Source organism: Ruegeria sp. K3 (genome assembly GCF_056531845.1).
Genome location: NZ_JBQFMM010000016.1, coordinates 37,420 through 53,344, shown reverse-complemented (window position 1 = coordinate 53,344; position 15,925 = coordinate 37,420). Strand labels below are relative to the sequence as shown.

The following is a 15,925-nucleotide window of genomic DNA, read 5'->3' as shown; positions in this document are numbered from 1 at the left end:
GTAGATCCCTGAATTATAAATGGTTATAATGTTTTAGACGATAACGGGCGGATGGCGACGTGGTGCGTCATAGCGCTGTTGTGCGAACCAGGTCATGGTTGGTTCGATGTCAGTTTGGGTGTTCCCGCCCTGCAGCGTGTACCCGGCTGCCAGCCAGGTGAAGCCATCATCGGCAACCTCGGCACAGTTGGTGTAGTCGCCCCATTTTCCCAGACCCGGAGTGTCTGTGCCACGTCGAGCGAGGGCCAGCCGCCAAGTCAGATCGATATCGTCGTATGAGCCAACAACATGGCTCGGATGCAAATTCCCACCACCCGCAAAGACCGAAAGCCCTACATCACCAACCCGGTTTACAGCTGTTGAGGGGTAGGCGAACGCGATCTGACTGTTCCAGATATCCGGTTCGTCAATCAATGACATGGTTGCTTCGTCAATGCGGACGGTCCTGACGAAAGGGAGTGGCCTGTTGGTCTGACGATTAGCTGTCCACATAAAGCCCAGAACGCCGCGTCCCAGCCAACCAGCCATAATGCGTGGATCAGTGCGCGACATCCAGTCGCCACCGGTGGTCTGCGCGGAATAATTGCCTGCGGACCAAGGCGTGACATCGATGTCGAATTCATCTACGTCCGAGGCGTTCTCGGCCCATCTGAATACGCGGATCTGCGAGTTCGTGTTGTGGCTGGCAAAGTACATCGCGCCGCGTGCGCCTTGTACGCAGCGCAGAGAGAAGTTGTCTTCTGTTTCGAATATGTCGAATGATAGCGTTGCCGCGGTCGCCAGTTCGTCCAGTGAAATCCGCAGAATGACCGAGCGGGTAAACTGGTTAGCCCCGGCCGAGAACACATTGGTGCCCGCATACATATAGTTTTCGGACAACGAAACGTGATTATAGTCGAACCACTCATTGTTCCACGCGGGATCAAGCCCGGCGGGGGTGAAATCCCAAATGTTCCATGTGTCGTTCCCCAAGGTGCGCCCTTGTTTGACCGCAACCCGCAGTGTGTTGGTGCCCCCCTGTTCGATATATTGAAGCAGCCAGATAAGCAGATCCCGGCTTGGGTCGTAAATCGTGGTCTGGTCGCAGCAAAACCCCCCGTCAACAGGTGGGAACAACGTGAAAGGACTCATGTGAGACCAGCTTTGGCCGCCGTCCAGTGACCGACTTGCATACCAGTTGCCAGTGGCCAGAATCTGACCTCCGTTGCTGGAAACTGTCGGCTCGCCCACAGTAGAGGTTTGGCCGTTAGTATCGAAATCCGTAAGGTTTATTGTGTTGAAAATCCTTGGCTGATGGGTCGAGGGCATAGCAGCCTCCGTAATCTATTCATGTCAAAAAAATGTGCTTAATTGATTAGTAATCCAGTTCCGTCGGATCAGCGTCATTGCCGGATTGATCCGAATTATCTTCTTCCAAAGCAGGCCCGCCCTTTTTGCGAGTTTTTGAGACGCGCTCATCGCGTTCGCTCAGCATTTGCGGGGTCATGAGGCCTGACGCCCCGGCCCGTTCGCTCAGGGCGGAATGGGCCGATGGTTGTGGTCTCACCTCAAGTGTGCCCTTTCGGGTCGTTCGCTTTCCACGTGCTTGATTTGCCATTCAACTCTCCTATCCGTTCGTCAAGAAACGCATCCGAATTCGCAGGTCGTCGGATGGTGTTGAATGTATTTAACATAGCAGATTTACCCCGACTCTTCAATTGAGCCGGCTCGATGCGGGTCTCGCTTTGCTTGAATCCGCGCGCTAAAGCGGCACCATCCGCGATAAGCGCCCCGATAGCGGGAACAGGCAAGCCTGCAATGAATGATAGATATCCGGTTTGCCGTCAAAGATGGATGTCACGATGTCACCGGATTCATCCACCGCCGGGAACCAGCCGCCATGTTGGTGATCCACGAACGTTTCATTCGCAAAGGTCCAGAGTTTTCTGTACCAAATTTCATCCTCTTGCCTTTTATCCAGTGCGATCAGGGCTCCAACCGCACCAATGGCTTCAGCTACTGGCCACCAGAACCGCGACGCATTTGCGACCCGACCCCCAAAATCCAGCGTATATGCCATGCCGCCGCCGGGCAGCCATGCATCCTTGAGGGCCTGCTCAATCAATCGTCGCGATGACTCGGGCGCGTCCGAGTTTGGTCGGCCTGATAAATCCCAATGCTGCAGCTGAAGTCGCCCAAGCTCGAACGAATGGCCCGGGGTCGTGCCCGCGGGACGGAACATCGGGTCACCGGCATAGCCCCGGTCAATCTGCCAATCTGAGGTGAAATGCTCGGGCAAGCGCCAGTTTTCAGCAGGAGCGATCCGGCCGATAAAGAAATCCAGAATACGACCGGCGTGGGTAAGATAGATTTCGTCGCCTGTCGCCTCAAAAGCTGCAAGCAGTGCCTCAACTCCGTGCATATTCGCGTTCATTCCGCGATATGTGGAAAACGGCGTCCAATCGCGGTTCCACTCGTCACAGTACAACCCGGCCTCATCATCCCAGAAATGTGTGTCCAAAACATCTCGGACTTCGGTCAGCAGTTTGTCAGCTTCCGGGTGCCCTATCTGTTTTGCGCTTGAGGCAGCGAGCAGAACAAAGACATGCCCGTAGGCAAGCTTGCGATCATCTTTGATGTTGTCGCCATCCAAAGCCCAAAGGTAACCGGCGTGATCCCGGTCTTTGTGGTGGCTGTTGAGGTAGGTCATACCGTGATCGATGATCCGCTCAGCGCCTTGAAATCCAATCAGATGCCCCAGAGCGTAAGAATGCACCAGGCGTGTAGTCGTGTGCAGTTCCTGCAATGTGTTTGGCAGCGGGCTGCCATCATGGTCGAGGATGAAAAATCCTGGCTCGGTCCGACAACTTGCGCTGAAAAACGCCAACTGTCGCATAGCCTGATCTTTCAACCACGTGCGGTGTTCAGATGTATCAAGCCAAAAACCCGGTTCGGAATGCGGGCCAGGTGGCAGAGGCAAGGTGTTGTCCATATTCTTCATCTCGCTTGAGGAATCATTCGGAATCGAACGAAAAAGCGCTGCAAAGCGCCAGTCGCCAATGAACCAAACACCGCGAACGAAGGCAATCGGCAAACCCGCACCGGACTGTCAGGGGTTGCCGTTCAGCCGTCGCAGTTGGCGGAAAACTCTTGGTAACTGCTTCAGGTTAATAGGTTAATCCCGGCCAGAATTACCACGGCGATGAACAACGTCTCCACTATGATGAGGGCGATTGCGGCTGCACCGACCGACAGGATCTGTTTAAGGTTTGTCTTCATCCCAACAGCTGCGATCGCAACAAGCAACAACCATCGAGAGCATTGGCTTAGAAATTCTGAAATCGCTGGCGGGATCAATCCGAATGAGGATGCCGCAGCGAGAACCAGAAATCCTAACACGAATCCCGGCAACAGCGGTGGGCGTTTCCCGTCTGCGTCCATTTCAGCAAAGCCACGAATAATCAGTGAAGCGACCAAAACCACCGGTGCCAGCATCGCCACGCGGAACAATTTGACCAGCGTCGCTGTATCTCCGGTTTGTTCCGAGATCGAAAATCCCGCGCCGACAACCTGAGCCACATCATGGATGGTGCCACCCAGAAACACACCGCCCGCAATATCGTTCATCCCTAATGAGCGTACGAGGATCGGATAGGCGATCATGGCGATGGTGGACAAAACGGTCACGCCCATGACAGTAAAAATCAGACGCTCTTCCGAGCGTTCGTCCTTGGGCAGGATTGCACTGATCGCCATTGCCGCCGATGCACCGCAGATTGCGACCGAACCGGCGGTCAGAAAGGCAAAGCGCCATTTGTGGCCAAAAAAACGAGCTACGGACAGGCCAAATCCTATGGTCAACAGCACTCCGACGATCACAAGGGCAATCAGGTCCCAGCCCAGACCCAGCATCAGGGTCATCGACACGCGCACACCCAGCAAGGCCACGCCAAGGCGCAGAAGTGTGCGTGCGGCGAATCCGATCCCCTCAACGGTTTTTCCTTCTTCGCCCAGAAAGCTGACCGCAATCCCCAAAAGAAGGGCAAGCAGCATGGCCGGGGTAGCATAATGCTCGGACAGGAACTTGGCGGCGACGGCAACGGTTACGGCAATCATGACGCCGGGAAAGAGCGTGCGAACACGCTCCTTGCTCCGCTCGGTGAGGGATAGGGCTGAGGGATCGGCGGACGCCATAACGGATGGTCCTTTGTTTGTAATGAATGGGTCGCGGGCCTGCGCGATAAAGCAGGCGGGCTGCCGAGTTTAGGGTTCGCGCGCCTGCAGGATGGTCACCGCGATGATCTGCGTCACATCTTCCGCGCTGCATCCGCGCGATAGATCATTGGCCGGTTTGGCGAGCCCCTGCAAAACCGGACCGATCGCCAGATAACCGCCCAGCCGTTGAGTCATCTTGTACCCGATATTTCCGGCATCCAGATTAGGGAAAATCTTGACGTTCGACTGACCGGCGACCGAAGACCCGGGGGATTTTCGCTCACCGATCGACGGCACAAAGGCGGCATCGAATTGCAGCTCTCCATCCACATTCAACTCTGGGTGTTTCGCCCGCAAAATTTCTGTTGCGTTGACGACCTTGTCCACCGCGGGGTGTTGGGCGCTGCCTTTTGTTGAGAAACTCAACATTGCGATCTTTGGCTCTTCCTGCAGCAATGCCCGCGCGGAAACCGCTGAAGCGGCTGCAATGTTTGCCAGTTCTTCGGATGTCGGATCGATCACCAAGCCGCAGTCAGAATAGAGCATGGCGCGCGCGCCTTCAGCAGCGGCCTCCGGCGGGTACATCAGGAAGAACGAGGATACCATTCCAGCATCGGGCTTCATTCCAATAACCTGGATGGCAGTTCTGACCACATCGCCTGTGGTATGGACCGCCCCACCTACGGTTCCAGTCGCGTGCCCCATCCGCACTAGCATAGCTGCGTAGACCAGCGGCGATTCTGCGGCCTTGCGCGCCTTGGCTTCATCGACACCTTTGTGTTTGCGCAGAGAATGATACTCGGCCGCAAAATCGTCAGTCAGTTCCGAATGCGCAGGATCATGGATGGCAATACCGTCCTCGGCTGAGCCACCCTCTGCCGCTAGCGCGGCTTCTACTTCGGCCTTGGGTCCGACGAGAATAATATCTGCCAGACCAGCCTTATGGGCAGCCAATCCTCCGGCAACGATGCGCGGATCGGCGCCTTCGCTCAGCGCAACAACAGGGCGGATTTCCGAGGCGCTGGCGGCCAACAACTCGATCGGTGTTTTCGTCATGCGTCTCGGTTCCTGAATTGTTGTTAAGTGGTGTCAGAACAGGTCACCTTGAGGTTGACGATGGTCGTTTTGGCGCTGTTCCGATTTCGTTTCTTGATTGCTTGGTTCCTGGTCACCGTCAAGCTGTTGCCGATAGGTCCAGAATCGCCATCTGGCTATAGACGGCGGCTACTCTGGACTTACGGGTCACTTGATCAGAACCTCGTCGGGTTCAGCCCGGCCTGAAACCAGTTGATGAAGGTGACGATAGAAAACACAGGCAAACCGGTCGCTTGCTGTATGTCCGCCGCGTAAGGGCACATGTTTGTACATTCCAGTACAATTGCACCAAGGTCGGGATTTCCCGCCTGCAGCGCAAGCGCTGCTTCGACATTGTCGTCGCGGGCTTTGTCCACATCCAGCGCCAATGCGTTTCTGAGGATAGCGGTTGTGAATTCGCTGCCGCCTTCGGTGGTGCCAATCGGAGTGCCGTCGGGGACCCGTGCCTTTCGCAGGTGCTCATCTGTAAGTGTTGAGGCAGAGATTGTTAGAATTCCGGCGCGCTTTCCTGCAGGAAGGACACGGTTCACCATATCGACCTGCATCATCGAGGACGTCGCGACCGACACCGGCACTGCCTCGGCCAATTCATCCTGAAACAGCGAAAGAAAGCCGCAATTGGTGGTGATCCCGTCCACCCCGTCTTTTACAAGCTCCCGAGCCGCATCAATGAACGCTCCAAGCATTCCTTCGGCCCCTTTGCGGACCACAAGATCAGGCGAAGCGTCGCGCACGATGCGATAGAGAACGGGAAACGGCCATGTCTGCGCGTTGCCCATATCACCGGGAATACGCGGAAAATGTGCGTCCAACATCAGGATGCCGACAGATGCGCCGTATATGGATTTTCCGCCCTGCGCGATCATGACTGCGCCTCCTGAATGATGCGGGTCGAGATATCGTCGGACCCTTCCATATAGATGCTTGATATCCCATGGCGCACCGCGTCCTGCACCTGATCCATCCGCTTGTTGATATGGGTGCCCAAAGCCTGCGCGGCCTCATCAGCGTCGCGGTTCATCAAGGCCTGCATGACGCGCTTATGTTCGTCTTTTGAGCGTTGGACCCGGTCCAGACTCATGGAAATCCATCGGATATAGCGAATGCGCTCATTAATCCGCATCAGGGTTTGCAGCAATTCCATGTTGCCAGACAGCCGGGCGATGCCCAGATGAAACGCTTCATCTCGCGTGACGGCCTCTTCAACGGTAAGCCCGGTGATATCGATACCCGTCGCATAAAGTTCGTCGTGAAGCGCCTGCAGTTGTTCTGTGGTGGCTTTGGTGCACGCTGCGCGGACGGCGGCGGTTTCGATGATTTGGCGCAACTCGAACAGGTCAAAAATGCTTTGGGCATCCAATGGGCGGCAAAAGAAACCCTGTCCCGGGCGGAAGTCGAACAAACGTTCGGCGACCAGCCGGTTCAGTGCTTCGCGCAAAGGGGTGCGGCTGACGCCCAGCTCCTTCGACAGGGCGACTTCGTTCAAACGATCGCCGGGACGCAGGCGGAATGAAACCGCCATGGCCTTCATCTGATCGTAGATATCATCAACGCGTGGACCTGCCATTGGTATTGCCTTTTGGTCGTTGCCCCACAGGTGCCACAGGCCAGTCTTGAAATCAATATACAAAACTGTATACAGGTCTGTGTGCAGATTGGATCGAGGGAGTCGCCGACCATGACAGGAACGAATTACCTGACCGGAGCCGAGGCAATGGTCCGTATGCTTGAGGCGCATGGCGTGAAGCACATGTTCGGCCTATGTGGTGATACAACCTTGCCATTCTATGATGCGCTATCTCGGATGGATCACGGTATTCAGCACATTCTGACGCGGGATGAACGTCATGCGGCCTACATGGCGGATGGTTATGCAAGGGTGACAGGTAAGCCGGGTGTCTGCGAAGGCCCGTCTGGAGGCGGGGCGACCTATATTCTACCTGGCGTGGTCGAAGCCAACGAAAGCTCGGTTCCTATTCTTGCGATCACCTCGGATGTGGCGACAACCAGCCGGGGAAAGTACCCGCTGACCGAATTGGACCAACCCGCGCTGTTCAAGCCGCTGGCCAAGTGGAATGCGTCGCTGGATGATGCCAGGCGATTGCCGGCCATGGTTCGTGCGGCATTCCGTGCAATGACCACCGGTACACCTGGGGCCACACATCTTGCCTTGCCCTTCGATACTCAGAAAGCGCCGGTGGACGAGGCAGAGATCTGGGCGGATGCAAGACATCGCAGCTATCCGGCGGAACGTGCAGGCCCCGACATGGATGCGGTCGAGGCGGCAGCAGAGATACTTTCAAAGTCTAAATCCGCCGTAGCCGTTTGTGGCGGTGGACCCGTTCTATCAGGGGCAAGCGACGCACTGCGCCGGGTTGCGGGACTGTTGGATATGCCTGTCGCCACGACCGTGTCGGGGCAGGGCTCGATTGCCGAGACAGACTCGCTCGCGCTTGGTGTTGTCGGATCGAATGGCGGGGTGCCTGCCACCCGCGCTGTGGTAGATGCGGCGGATGTCGTTCTGTTCATCGGATGTCGCGCAGGATCCGTCACGACCGAGCGCTGGAGAAGCCCTGCGCGCGATGCCACCATCATTCATATCGACAGTGACCCGATGGTGATCGGAGCCAACTATCCGACCGAAGTCGCTATTTGTGCCGACGCGCGTCTCGCGCTGGAGGCATTGGCGGACGCATTGGCGGCACGCCAAGACCTGCCCAGGCTGGGCGGGGCGGCCAAATCAAACGCGGCATGGGCGGCCAAATTAGCTGCGTTCGCCCCGCTTGCAGCCAGCCGAGAAACGCCGATCCGGCCCGAGGCTGTCATGGCTTCGCTAATGGATATCCTGGATGATGATGCGATTGTTGTCGCTGATCCCGGCACGCCATGCCCATATTTCAGCGCGCATTACCGCTGGCAGACACCGGAGCGGCATTTCATCACCAACCGGGCGCATGGGGCGTTAGGATATTCCTTGGGTGCCGCAATGGGTGCGCATGTTGGACGGCCTTCGGTCAAGACCTTGTCGGTGATGGGTGACGGCTCATTCGGCTTTACCTGTGGTGAGTTCGAAACCATGGTGCGGCACAACATGCCGATCACCTCAATTGTATTCTCGAACTCGGTCTTTGGCTGGATCAAGGCCGGACAGGACGCAGGGTTTGGGCAGAGATACTACAATGTTGATTTCAACCGCACCGACCACGCCGCTGTTGCAAGCGCCTTTGGTGTGAAATCATGGACTGTCAAAGATCCCGAAGACCTGTCCAAAGTTCTGAAACAGGCTATCGAGCATGATGGCCCGACATTGGTCGACATTCACTCACAACCGCTTCACGAGGCCGCTGCACCGGTTTCGGAATGGGTGGCATAAGAGGCGATCGAAGGGGTTAGCTGAGCCAGAAAATCTTGTGCAATCGTTGATAGGGGTCGCCCTTTCGCGGTGATAATGGCCAGATCAAGCATCACAGCCGGTCGGAAGGGGCGGGTTTGATACCCGCTCTCGTCGTCAAAGGTGACAGTGAAGGGATCGATCATCGCGACCCCCATGCCCTGCTTGACGAAACTTAGCAGGTTTTCTGACAGATGGGTGTGAATCTGGGTCCGCCAGTTGCGCCCCGCTGATTGGAAGATGTCCCGAGTTCGTCGGTGGGTTTGATGCTCTGGCCCCATCACGATGAATGGTTCGTTTTCAAGAATTTCAGGTGTGAGCACATCATAATCTGCCAAAGGGCTGGTTTCCGGAAAGGTCGCCAGTGTTTCGAATTCAAAAACCTGATAGTTCAGTGTGTCATGCAGAATGGGCATCTCGACAATGCCGATCTCAAATAGGCCAGAGATTACCCATTCTTGAATCTTCGAGGAATACTGCGACTGAAAGCTTACCGACAGGTTCGGACGGCTTTCTGCGAAGCGAGCGATCTCACGCGGCATGAAGCCGAAGGATAGCAGATGTGGTGCGGCGATCTGCAATTGACCCGGATGCTTGTTCTGCAGATCCGTGACCGCCTGCGCCACGTGATCCAGCCCCCGAACAACCGTATCAACCTCGCGGTATAGAAGTTCAGCTTCTGGCGTAGGCAGCAACCGGCCTTTGTTGCGTTCAAACAGCGGCAAACGAGCTTCGCGCTCTAGCTGTGCCAACAGATTGCTGATCCCGGGCTGTGAAATCCCAAGCACCGAGGCCGCACCCGTGACAGTGCCGGTTTCCATGATGGCGTGAAAAGCCTGTAGCTGACGAAATCGCAGGGACATCGCTATGGTATCATTTTTCCTGATGACCTCTAGATAATATAGTATTTGAAATGATATCCCCGTCAAGGCAGGCTTCGGCCATTGGCAGGGGGTGCAATGGGCGATCTGACACAGAAAATCATCGGCTATGATCTCTGGCACCTTGAGTTGCCCGTGACGTCTCGCCGTGATCATGGCATCGGGTCCGTCGAAGGAACATGCGAAGTCGTCGTCCTGCGGCTGAGATCCGAGGACGGCAGTGAAGGATTTGGTGAGGCCTCCCCCTGGTCTGTCTTCACGGGCACCCCAGAGGCCACTTATGCAGCCCTTGATCGCTATTTGCGCCCACTTGTGGTTGGGGCCAGAGTGGGCGACCGTTCAGCGATCATGGCACAGGCAGCTTATGCCGTGGCTCATTGCACCGAGGCAAAGGCTGCATTGGAAACCGCCTTGCTGGATCTTGCGGGCAGAATCAGCAAGGTTCCTGTTTGGTCTCTGCTGGGCGGGAAGTGCCGGGGAACCATTCCACTCAGTTGCTCAATTGCGAACCCGGATTTTGCTCAGGATGTTGAGCTGCTGGCACAATTGCAGGCCGATGGCGTTCGGATTGTAAAGCTCAAGACCGGGTTCAAGGATCACGCCTTCGATATCATGCGGTTGGAATATCTCGCGCAGAACCATCCGGATTTCAGGGTTCGTGTTGATTACAATCAGGGGCTCAGTATCGAGGACGCACCGGCACAGGTTCGCGATGTTGCGCAATTCGCTCCGGATTTCATTGAGCAACCTGTCCGCGCTCATCAATTCAGCATGATGGGCAAGTTGCGACAGATGATTGACGTCCCACTTCTGGCTGATGAGAGCGTCTTTGGCCCCGAAGACATGGAGCGGGCAGCGCGTGACGGTATCTGTGACGGGGTTTCAGTGAAAATCATGAAATCCAGTGGCCCGACACGAGGCCAGACTGTGGCCCGTATCGCTGCAGCACATGGTCTGACAGCCTATGGCGGTGATATGTTCGAGGCCGGATTGGCGCATCTGGCGGGCACACATATGATTGCTGCAACACCTGAGATAACGTTGGGCTGCGAGTTCTATCAAGCCTCCTACTTCCTGAAAGAGGACATTCTTGAAAGCCCCTTCCAAGTAAGCAGCGGCGAAGTTGTAGTCCCTGACGCACCCGGCCTCGGCAACAGGCCTGATGTAACCAAGCTTGAGCATTATGCAGTGGCCAAGGCGGTGGGGGCATGAGCGAGAAGAAGACCATAGCGATCATCGGCGCTGGGATTGTTGGCGTTTCAGCCGCAATCTGGCTGCAGCGGGATGGTCACGAGGTAATCCTGATCGACAAGGCCGGACCGGGAGAGGGCACCTCGCACGGCAATGGGGGCGTATTGGCGTCATGCTCGATTGTTCCGGTGACTGTTCCAGGGCTGCTCCGGAAGGCGCCCAAAATGCTGCTCAGCCCGTCACACCCGTTGTTTCTGAGATGGGGGTATCTTCCAAAGCTGATTCCTTGGCTAACAAAATATCTGAGTCATGCGAATGCATCAGATGTGGAACGCATCGCGTCAGCTTTGACGCCAATTGTTGGCGATAGCCTGAACGACCACAAAGCGCTGGCCGAGGGCACAGGCGCTGAAAAATGGATCGTGCCGTCTGACTATCTGTTCCTGTACAAGGACCGCGCGCATTTCAATGATGATGCGTTTGGCTGGGACATTCGGCGCAGGAACGGATTCACATGGGAAGAATTGGAAGGCCCAGGCTTTCACGCCTACGACCCGGTCTATAGTGAAGATATCGGTTTTGCGGCGAAACTTTCGGATCATGGCCATATCACGGATCCTGGTCGGTACGTCAAAGATCTGGCGGCGTATGTCGAGGCACATGGGGGCACAATCCTACGTGCAGCGGTCGATGACGTGGTTCAGGAAAATGGTCGCGTAACCGGTATACGGGCGGCAGGCGAAACCATCGCATGTGATACGGCAATTGTAACTGCGGGCGTTTGGTCGGGACCTTTGGCTAAGCTTTTGGGCATTTCTGTTCCCCTTGAAACCGAACGCGGCTATCATCTTGAATTGGTGGAGCCTTCTGCCATGCCGCGCAGTCCGGTCATGGTGGTTTCCGGCAAATTTGTCGCCACACCGATGGATGGCCGCATTCGTTTGGCTGGCATCGTGGAATTTGGCGGTCTTGATGCGCCACCCTCACGCGCGCCGTTTGAATTGATGCGCAAGAATGCCCGGATGGCCTTCCCGGGTTTGACATGGAAGGAGGAAGTGGAATGGATGGGGCACCGCCCAGCACCAACCGACTCGATCCCGATTATCGGTGAGGCTCCGGGGATTAGCGGTGCGTATATGGGCTTTGGGCACCATCACATTGGCCTGACAGGCGGGCCGAAAACGGGGCGACTTCTGGCCCAGATAATTGCGGGCAGAACACCGAACACTGACATGAGCGTCTACGCGCCCTCGCGTTTCGCAACATAGAAATGACTGGCGAAGAACGCCGGCGTCTCAAAACTCAACAGGGAGAAACATGATGAAAAAACTGACAAGCCTTCTGGCAGCAACCGCTCTGACGGCTGCCGCAGCAGCGCCAGTAATGGCAGAGAAATGGGATATGCCGATGGCCTATTCGGCATCGAATTTCCATTCGGCCACCGGCGCGGAGTTCGCCAAATGTGTCACCACAGGAACCGGTGGTGAGATTGAAATCGTCACACACCCGTCCGGCTCGCTGTTCAAAGGTGCCGACATCAAGCGTGCGATCCAGACCGGGCAAGCCCCGATTGGTGAGCGTCTGCTGTCTGGGCACCAGAACGAAAACGCGCTGTTCGGCTTTGACTCGATCCCATTCCTGGCAACGTCGTTCGACGACAGCGCCAAGCTGTGGGATGCGGCAAAGCCGTCCATCGAAAAGCTGCTGGCTGAACAGAACCTGACGCTGCTTTACGCCGTGCCTTGGCCGCCTCAAGGGCTTTATTTCAAGAACGAAGTGAACTCGGTTGCGGATATGGAGGGGATCAAGTTCCGCTCCTACAACAACGCCACCTCACGCCTGGCCGAACTGACTGGGATGCTGCCCGTCACCATCGAGGCGGCTGAGATTAGCCAGGCCTTTGCCACCGGAGTAGCGGATTCCATGGTATCATCCGGGTCGACCGGCTATGACCGGAAGGTCTGGGAAAGCCTGAACTACTTCTATGAAGTGGATGCCTGGTTGCCGCGCAACTACGTGATGGTGAACTCGGATGTCTGGGCCGGTGTCTCGGATGCGAACAAGAACGTCATCAAAGGCTGTGCGGAACTGGCCGAGTATGCAGGTAACTGGCGCGCCAAGGAATATACCGGCTTTACGCTTCAGGGTCTGCGCGATGGCGGCATGACAGTTGGTCCTGCATCCGAACAGATGACGAATGAGCTGAAAGAAATCGGCGTCACCATGACCAACGAATGGCTTGAGGCCGCCGGAGACGAAGGCAAAGCTATCGTCGACGCGTTCAACTCTCAGTAACCATTCGAATGCGGGCGGCAGTTCATCCTGCCGTCTGCTCCCAATCCACAAAAAGCACAGCGGGGACAGCATGGCGGCAATGCGAGGGCTCAGGTCCGTACTGGATTTCATTTATCTGGCAGCAGGGGTTCTGGCGGCGCTCAGCCTGATTGCCATTCTGGTGTTGATTGTTGTGCAAATGCTGGCCCGTTGGACCGGTGAGGTGTTTCCCGGCGCGCCAGACTATGCTGGATATGCGATGGCCGCTGCGTCTTTTCTGGCCTTCGCCAACGCCCTGAACCGAGGCAGCCATATTAGAGTCTCCATTCTCCTGAATGCGGTTCCCGATGGCTTTCGCAGAATTCTGGAAATCTGGTGCTTTGCGATTGGTTCGGCGGTCATGTGGTATTTCTGCTGGTATGCCTATCGCTTTGTGTACTGGAGCTGGAAGTTCAACGATATCAGCCAGGGGCAAGATAAAACCGCCCTTTGGATACCGCAATCTACCATGCTGATCGGAGCGGTCATTCTGGCCGTCGCGCTGACCGATCACCTGTTCCATGTCCTGTTCAAGGGTGATCACCGCATCACCCGTGATCTGGCCGATCAGAGCCACGGAGAGTAAGAGCATGGAAAATATATCCGTTATTATCCTCTTCCTCTTTGTCCTTTTCACCTTGCTGGGCACCGGTGTCTGGGTCGGGCTGGCCCTGATGGGCGTCGCCTGGGTCGGGATGGAGCTGTTCACGACGCGCCCCGTAGGCGATGTCATGATCACCACGATCTGGTCGGCGTCCTCTTCCTGGACCCTGACTGCCTTGCCTATGTTCATTTGGATGGGCGAGATCCTCTACCGAACGCGATTGTCCGAAGACATGTTCAAAGGCCTGTCGCCGTGGATGGCACCTTTGCCCGGCGGGCTGGTCCACACGAATATCGTAGGCTGTACAGTGTTTGCTGCGGTCTCGGGTTCTTCGGCGGCGACGCTGACTACGGTTGGCAAGATGTCGATCCCGGAACTGCGAAAGCGCAACTATCCCGAACGCATGGTCATCGGCACGCTGACCGGCGCGGCAACACTTGGGCTAATGATCCCACCGTCACTGACGTTGATCGTGTACGGCGTTACGATCAACGAGTCCATCACCAAGCTGTTCTTTGCAGGCATCCTACCCGGTCTTGTGCTTGCCGCAATGTTCATGGGCTATGTCGCCATCTATTCCAAAGTTGGCAAAGACTGGAACCCCAACGATGAGAGCAAGTTGACCTTTTCCGAAAAGGTTAAGAACTCTCGCTTTCTGTTGCCAGTGATCCTGCTGATCATGGTGGTAATCGGATCGATGTATCTGGGTTATGCTACGGCGACCGAGGCGGCGGCTTTCGGTGTGATTGGCGGACTGCTACTGGCAGCAGGGCAGGGATCGTTGAACTGGAAGACCTTCACTGAAAGTTTGATGGGCGCAACCCGCACCAGTGCGATGATTGCGCTGATCCTAGCGGGTGCTGCGTTCCTGTCATTGTCGATGGGCTTTACCGGCCTGCCGCGCGGGCTTGCGGATTTGATCGCGGGCTGGGAACTGACCCGGTTCGAACTGCTCATGGTTCTGCTGGTTTTCTACGTCATTCTGGGCTGCTTCCTTGATGGGATTTCTTCGGTTGTGCTGACTATGGCTGTTGTCGAGCCTATGATCCGGGACGCCGGGATCGATCTGATCTGGTTCGGGATCTTCATCGTGGTCGTTGTCGAGATGGCGCAGATCACACCTCCTATTGGTTTCAACCTGTTCGTGATGCAGGGCATGACTAACCATGAAATGAGCTATATCGCCCGCGCTGCGATCCCGATGTTCCTGATCATGGTGCTGATGGTGTTCGTTCTGATCTGGTTCCCCGAGTTGGCGACGTGGCTGCCCGAAAACCTGCGTCAAAGCCCCGGTGGGTAGACGCCGTTGAACCCGCTTCACCTCGCGGCGCGTCACGGCCCATATGTGTTAGTATCGGGCCTTGCCGCAGGCCTTCTGCTGCCGGGGCTGGCCGCACCGATGCGGCCTCTCTTACCGCCCTTGGTCATGCTCCTGCTGTTTTTGACGCTGCTGCGAATGCAGCCGGGGGCCATTGTGGGTTCGCTGGTTGACCTGCGAAAAGTTGCGGGAACGATTGCCGCCTTTCAATTGGTTTTGCCGTTGTCTGTCGTTGGGATTGGAATTGCCTGCGGATGGACCGGTTCGCCAGTTTTTTTGGCATTGCTTGTCATGGCTGCAGCCCCATCAATATCCGGCAGCCCCAATATGTGCCTGATGATAGGCTATTCTGCGGAACCGGCGATGCGACTGGTCGTGGTTGGAACGGCTGTTTTGCCACTGACCGCGTTACCGATCTTTTGGCTGATGCCGGAATTGGGTGATCTCAGGGCGGTCCTGATGACCGCGCTTCGGCTTTTTCTTACCATCACAATAGCGATTCTCGCGGCTGTCATATTGCGCCGCACGGTGCTGCGCCAACCTTCAAAGTCTACGCTTTTGAACGTAGAAGGTGCGGCAACGATTACTCTGTCCGTTTTCGTTGTTGGCCTGATGCCATCATTGAGCGCAACCGCACTTGTGGACCCGCGTGTCGCGCTGTTCTGGATCGCGTTTGCCTGTCTGATCAACTTTGGGGCTCAGGTTGTCTCATTCCAATTCACACGAACTCGAATGCCCGGGGCCGAGGCTACGGCGGTGTCTCTGATCGCCGGAAACCGGAACATCGCGATATTCTTCGTGGCACTGCCACCTGAAGTGACCGCGCCGATCATGGTGTTCATCGGGGCCTATCAGATACCGATGTATCTGACGCCGCTGATCATGCGCCGACTGTATCAGACGGCTGCCACAACCAGTTGATTTGGGTGAGAGGCATT

The 15,925-nt window shown here is 56.3% G+C and carries 15 protein-coding genes; 7 read left to right on the top strand and 8 right to left on the bottom strand.

What is annotated here, in order from left to right; all coding sequences use genetic code 11:
- Positions 1–33 precede the first annotated feature (33 nt).
- The 7 genes from ACR0MP_RS20885 to ACR0MP_RS20855 form a co-directional block, all read right to left on the bottom strand.
- A complete protein-coding gene (locus tag ACR0MP_RS20885; RefSeq protein ID WP_170406931.1) occupies positions 34–1,308 on the bottom strand; it encodes a hypothetical protein in 1,275 nt (424 codons plus the stop codon).
- A 46-nt stretch (positions 1,309–1,354) separates the two neighbouring features.
- Positions 1,355–1,597, bottom strand: a complete 243-nt coding sequence (locus ACR0MP_RS20880) for a hypothetical protein (RefSeq protein ID WP_170393778.1) — start codon at positions 1,595–1,597, stop codon at positions 1,355–1,357.
- 144 nt (positions 1,598–1,741) lie between these two features.
- Positions 1,742–2,971: an AGE family epimerase/isomerase gene (locus tag ACR0MP_RS20875; protein WP_480893893.1), complete on the bottom strand. Its 1,230-nt coding sequence runs from the start codon at positions 2,969–2,971 to the stop codon at positions 1,742–1,744.
- A gap of 170 nt (positions 2,972–3,141) precedes the next feature.
- A complete protein-coding gene (locus ACR0MP_RS20870) occupies positions 3,142–4,173 on the bottom strand; it encodes a putative sulfate exporter family transporter (RefSeq protein WP_170406937.1) in 1,032 nt (343 codons plus the stop codon).
- A gap of 69 nt (positions 4,174–4,242) precedes the next feature.
- Positions 4,243–5,250, bottom strand: a complete 1,008-nt coding sequence (pta, locus tag ACR0MP_RS20865) for a phosphate acetyltransferase (RefSeq protein WP_170511674.1) — start codon at positions 5,248–5,250, stop codon at positions 4,243–4,245.
- Between the two features lie 194 nt (positions 5,251–5,444).
- Positions 5,445–6,155: an aspartate/glutamate racemase family protein gene (locus ACR0MP_RS20860; protein WP_170646808.1), complete on the bottom strand. Its 711-nt coding sequence runs from the start codon at positions 6,153–6,155 to the stop codon at positions 5,445–5,447.
- Positions 6,152–6,856, bottom strand: coding sequence for a GntR family transcriptional regulator (locus ACR0MP_RS20855; RefSeq protein ID WP_170406946.1), 705 nt, complete (start codon positions 6,854–6,856; stop codon positions 6,152–6,154). Before ACR0MP_RS20855 ends, ACR0MP_RS20860 begins: the two co-directional genes overlap by 4 nt.
- 111 nt (positions 6,857–6,967) lie before the next feature.
- On the opposite strand from ACR0MP_RS20855, the gene ACR0MP_RS20850 reads away from it, so the two are divergent.
- Entirely contained in the window at positions 6,968–8,662 is a 1,695-nt protein-coding gene (locus ACR0MP_RS20850; protein ID WP_170406949.1) for a thiamine pyrophosphate-binding protein, read from the top strand.
- Here ACR0MP_RS20850 and ACR0MP_RS20845 read toward each other — a convergent pair.
- Positions 8,623–9,543: a LysR family transcriptional regulator gene (locus ACR0MP_RS20845; RefSeq protein WP_170406952.1), complete on the bottom strand. Its 921-nt coding sequence runs from the start codon at positions 9,541–9,543 to the stop codon at positions 8,623–8,625. The two genes, ACR0MP_RS20850 and ACR0MP_RS20845, sit on opposite strands and share 40 nt — an antisense overlap.
- Before the next feature lie 96 nt (positions 9,544–9,639).
- Here ACR0MP_RS20845 and ACR0MP_RS20840 point away from each other — a divergent pair, with 96 nt between their 5' ends.
- The 6 genes from ACR0MP_RS20840 to ACR0MP_RS20815 all read left to right on the top strand — a co-directional run bounded on the left by ACR0MP_RS20840 (position 9,640) and on the right by ACR0MP_RS20815 (position 15,908).
- A complete protein-coding gene (locus ACR0MP_RS20840) occupies positions 9,640–10,773 on the top strand; it encodes an enolase C-terminal domain-like protein (RefSeq protein ID WP_480886668.1) in 1,134 nt (377 codons plus the stop codon).
- The gene (locus ACR0MP_RS20835) at positions 10,770–12,020 is read left to right on the top strand and encodes an NAD(P)/FAD-dependent oxidoreductase (RefSeq protein WP_480886667.1); all 1,251 of its coding nucleotides are present in this window, start codon (positions 10,770–10,772) and stop codon (positions 12,018–12,020) included. Before ACR0MP_RS20840 ends, ACR0MP_RS20835 begins: the two co-directional genes overlap by 4 nt.
- Positions 12,021–12,072: 52 nt before the next feature.
- The gene (locus tag ACR0MP_RS20830; RefSeq protein ID WP_170393799.1) at positions 12,073–13,047 is read left to right on the top strand and encodes a TRAP transporter substrate-binding protein; all 975 of its coding nucleotides are present in this window, start codon (positions 12,073–12,075) and stop codon (positions 13,045–13,047) included.
- A 70-nt stretch (positions 13,048–13,117) separates the two neighbouring features.
- Positions 13,118–13,651, top strand: a complete 534-nt coding sequence (locus ACR0MP_RS20825; RefSeq protein ID WP_170732617.1) for a TRAP transporter small permease subunit — start codon at positions 13,118–13,120, stop codon at positions 13,649–13,651.
- A gap of 4 nt (positions 13,652–13,655) precedes the next feature.
- Positions 13,656–14,969 (top strand): TRAP transporter large permease subunit, encoded by a 1,314-nt coding sequence (locus tag ACR0MP_RS20820; RefSeq protein WP_170393803.1) that lies wholly within the window; start codon positions 13,656–13,658, stop codon positions 14,967–14,969.
- A gap of 6 nt (positions 14,970–14,975) precedes the next feature.
- On the top strand, positions 14,976–15,908 hold the full coding sequence (locus tag ACR0MP_RS20815; RefSeq protein WP_170406965.1) for a hypothetical protein: 933 nt from the start codon (positions 14,976–14,978) through the stop codon (positions 15,906–15,908).
- Positions 15,909–15,925: the final 17 nt, after the last annotated feature.

Bases quoted from the DNA above. Each gene is read 5' to 3' on its own strand.
- ACR0MP_RS20855 (WP_170406946.1), bottom strand. From the start codon at position 6,856: ATGGCAGGTCCACGCGTTGATGATATCTACGATCAGATGAAGGCCATG.
- ACR0MP_RS20820 (WP_170393803.1), top strand. From the start codon at position 13,656: ATGGAAAATATATCCGTTATTATCCTCTTCCTCTTTGTCCTTTTCACC.
- ACR0MP_RS20825 (WP_170732617.1), top strand. From the start codon at position 13,118: ATGGCGGCAATGCGAGGGCTCAGGTCCGTACTGGATTTCATTTATCTG.
- ACR0MP_RS20875 (WP_480893893.1), bottom strand. From the start codon at position 2,971: ATGGACAACACCTTGCCTCTGCCACCTGGCCCGCATTCCGAACCGGGT.
- ACR0MP_RS20830 (WP_170393799.1), top strand. From the start codon at position 12,073: ATGAAAAAACTGACAAGCCTTCTGGCAGCAACCGCTCTGACGGCTGCC.
- ACR0MP_RS20880 (WP_170393778.1), bottom strand. From the start codon at position 1,597: ATGGCAAATCAAGCACGTGGAAAGCGAACGACCCGAAAGGGCACACTT.
- ACR0MP_RS20850 (WP_170406949.1), top strand. From the start codon at position 6,968: ATGACAGGAACGAATTACCTGACCGGAGCCGAGGCAATGGTCCGTATG.
- ACR0MP_RS20870 (WP_170406937.1), bottom strand. From the start codon at position 4,173: ATGGCGTCCGCCGATCCCTCAGCCCTATCCCTCACCGAGCGGAGCAAG.
- pta (WP_170511674.1), bottom strand. From the start codon at position 5,250: ATGACGAAAACACCGATCGAGTTGTTGGCCGCCAGCGCCTCGGAAATC.
- ACR0MP_RS20835 (WP_480886667.1), top strand. From the start codon at position 10,770: ATGAGCGAGAAGAAGACCATAGCGATCATCGGCGCTGGGATTGTTGGC.
- ACR0MP_RS20860 (WP_170646808.1), bottom strand. From the start codon at position 6,155: ATGATCGCGCAGGGCGGAAAATCCATATACGGCGCATCTGTCGGCATC.
- ACR0MP_RS20840 (WP_480886668.1), top strand. From the start codon at position 9,640: ATGGGCGATCTGACACAGAAAATCATCGGCTATGATCTCTGGCACCTT.
- ACR0MP_RS20845 (WP_170406952.1), bottom strand. From the start codon at position 9,543: ATGTCCCTGCGATTTCGTCAGCTACAGGCTTTTCACGCCATCATGGAA.
- ACR0MP_RS20885 (WP_170406931.1), bottom strand. From the start codon at position 1,308: ATGCCCTCGACCCATCAGCCAAGGATTTTCAACACAATAAACCTTACG.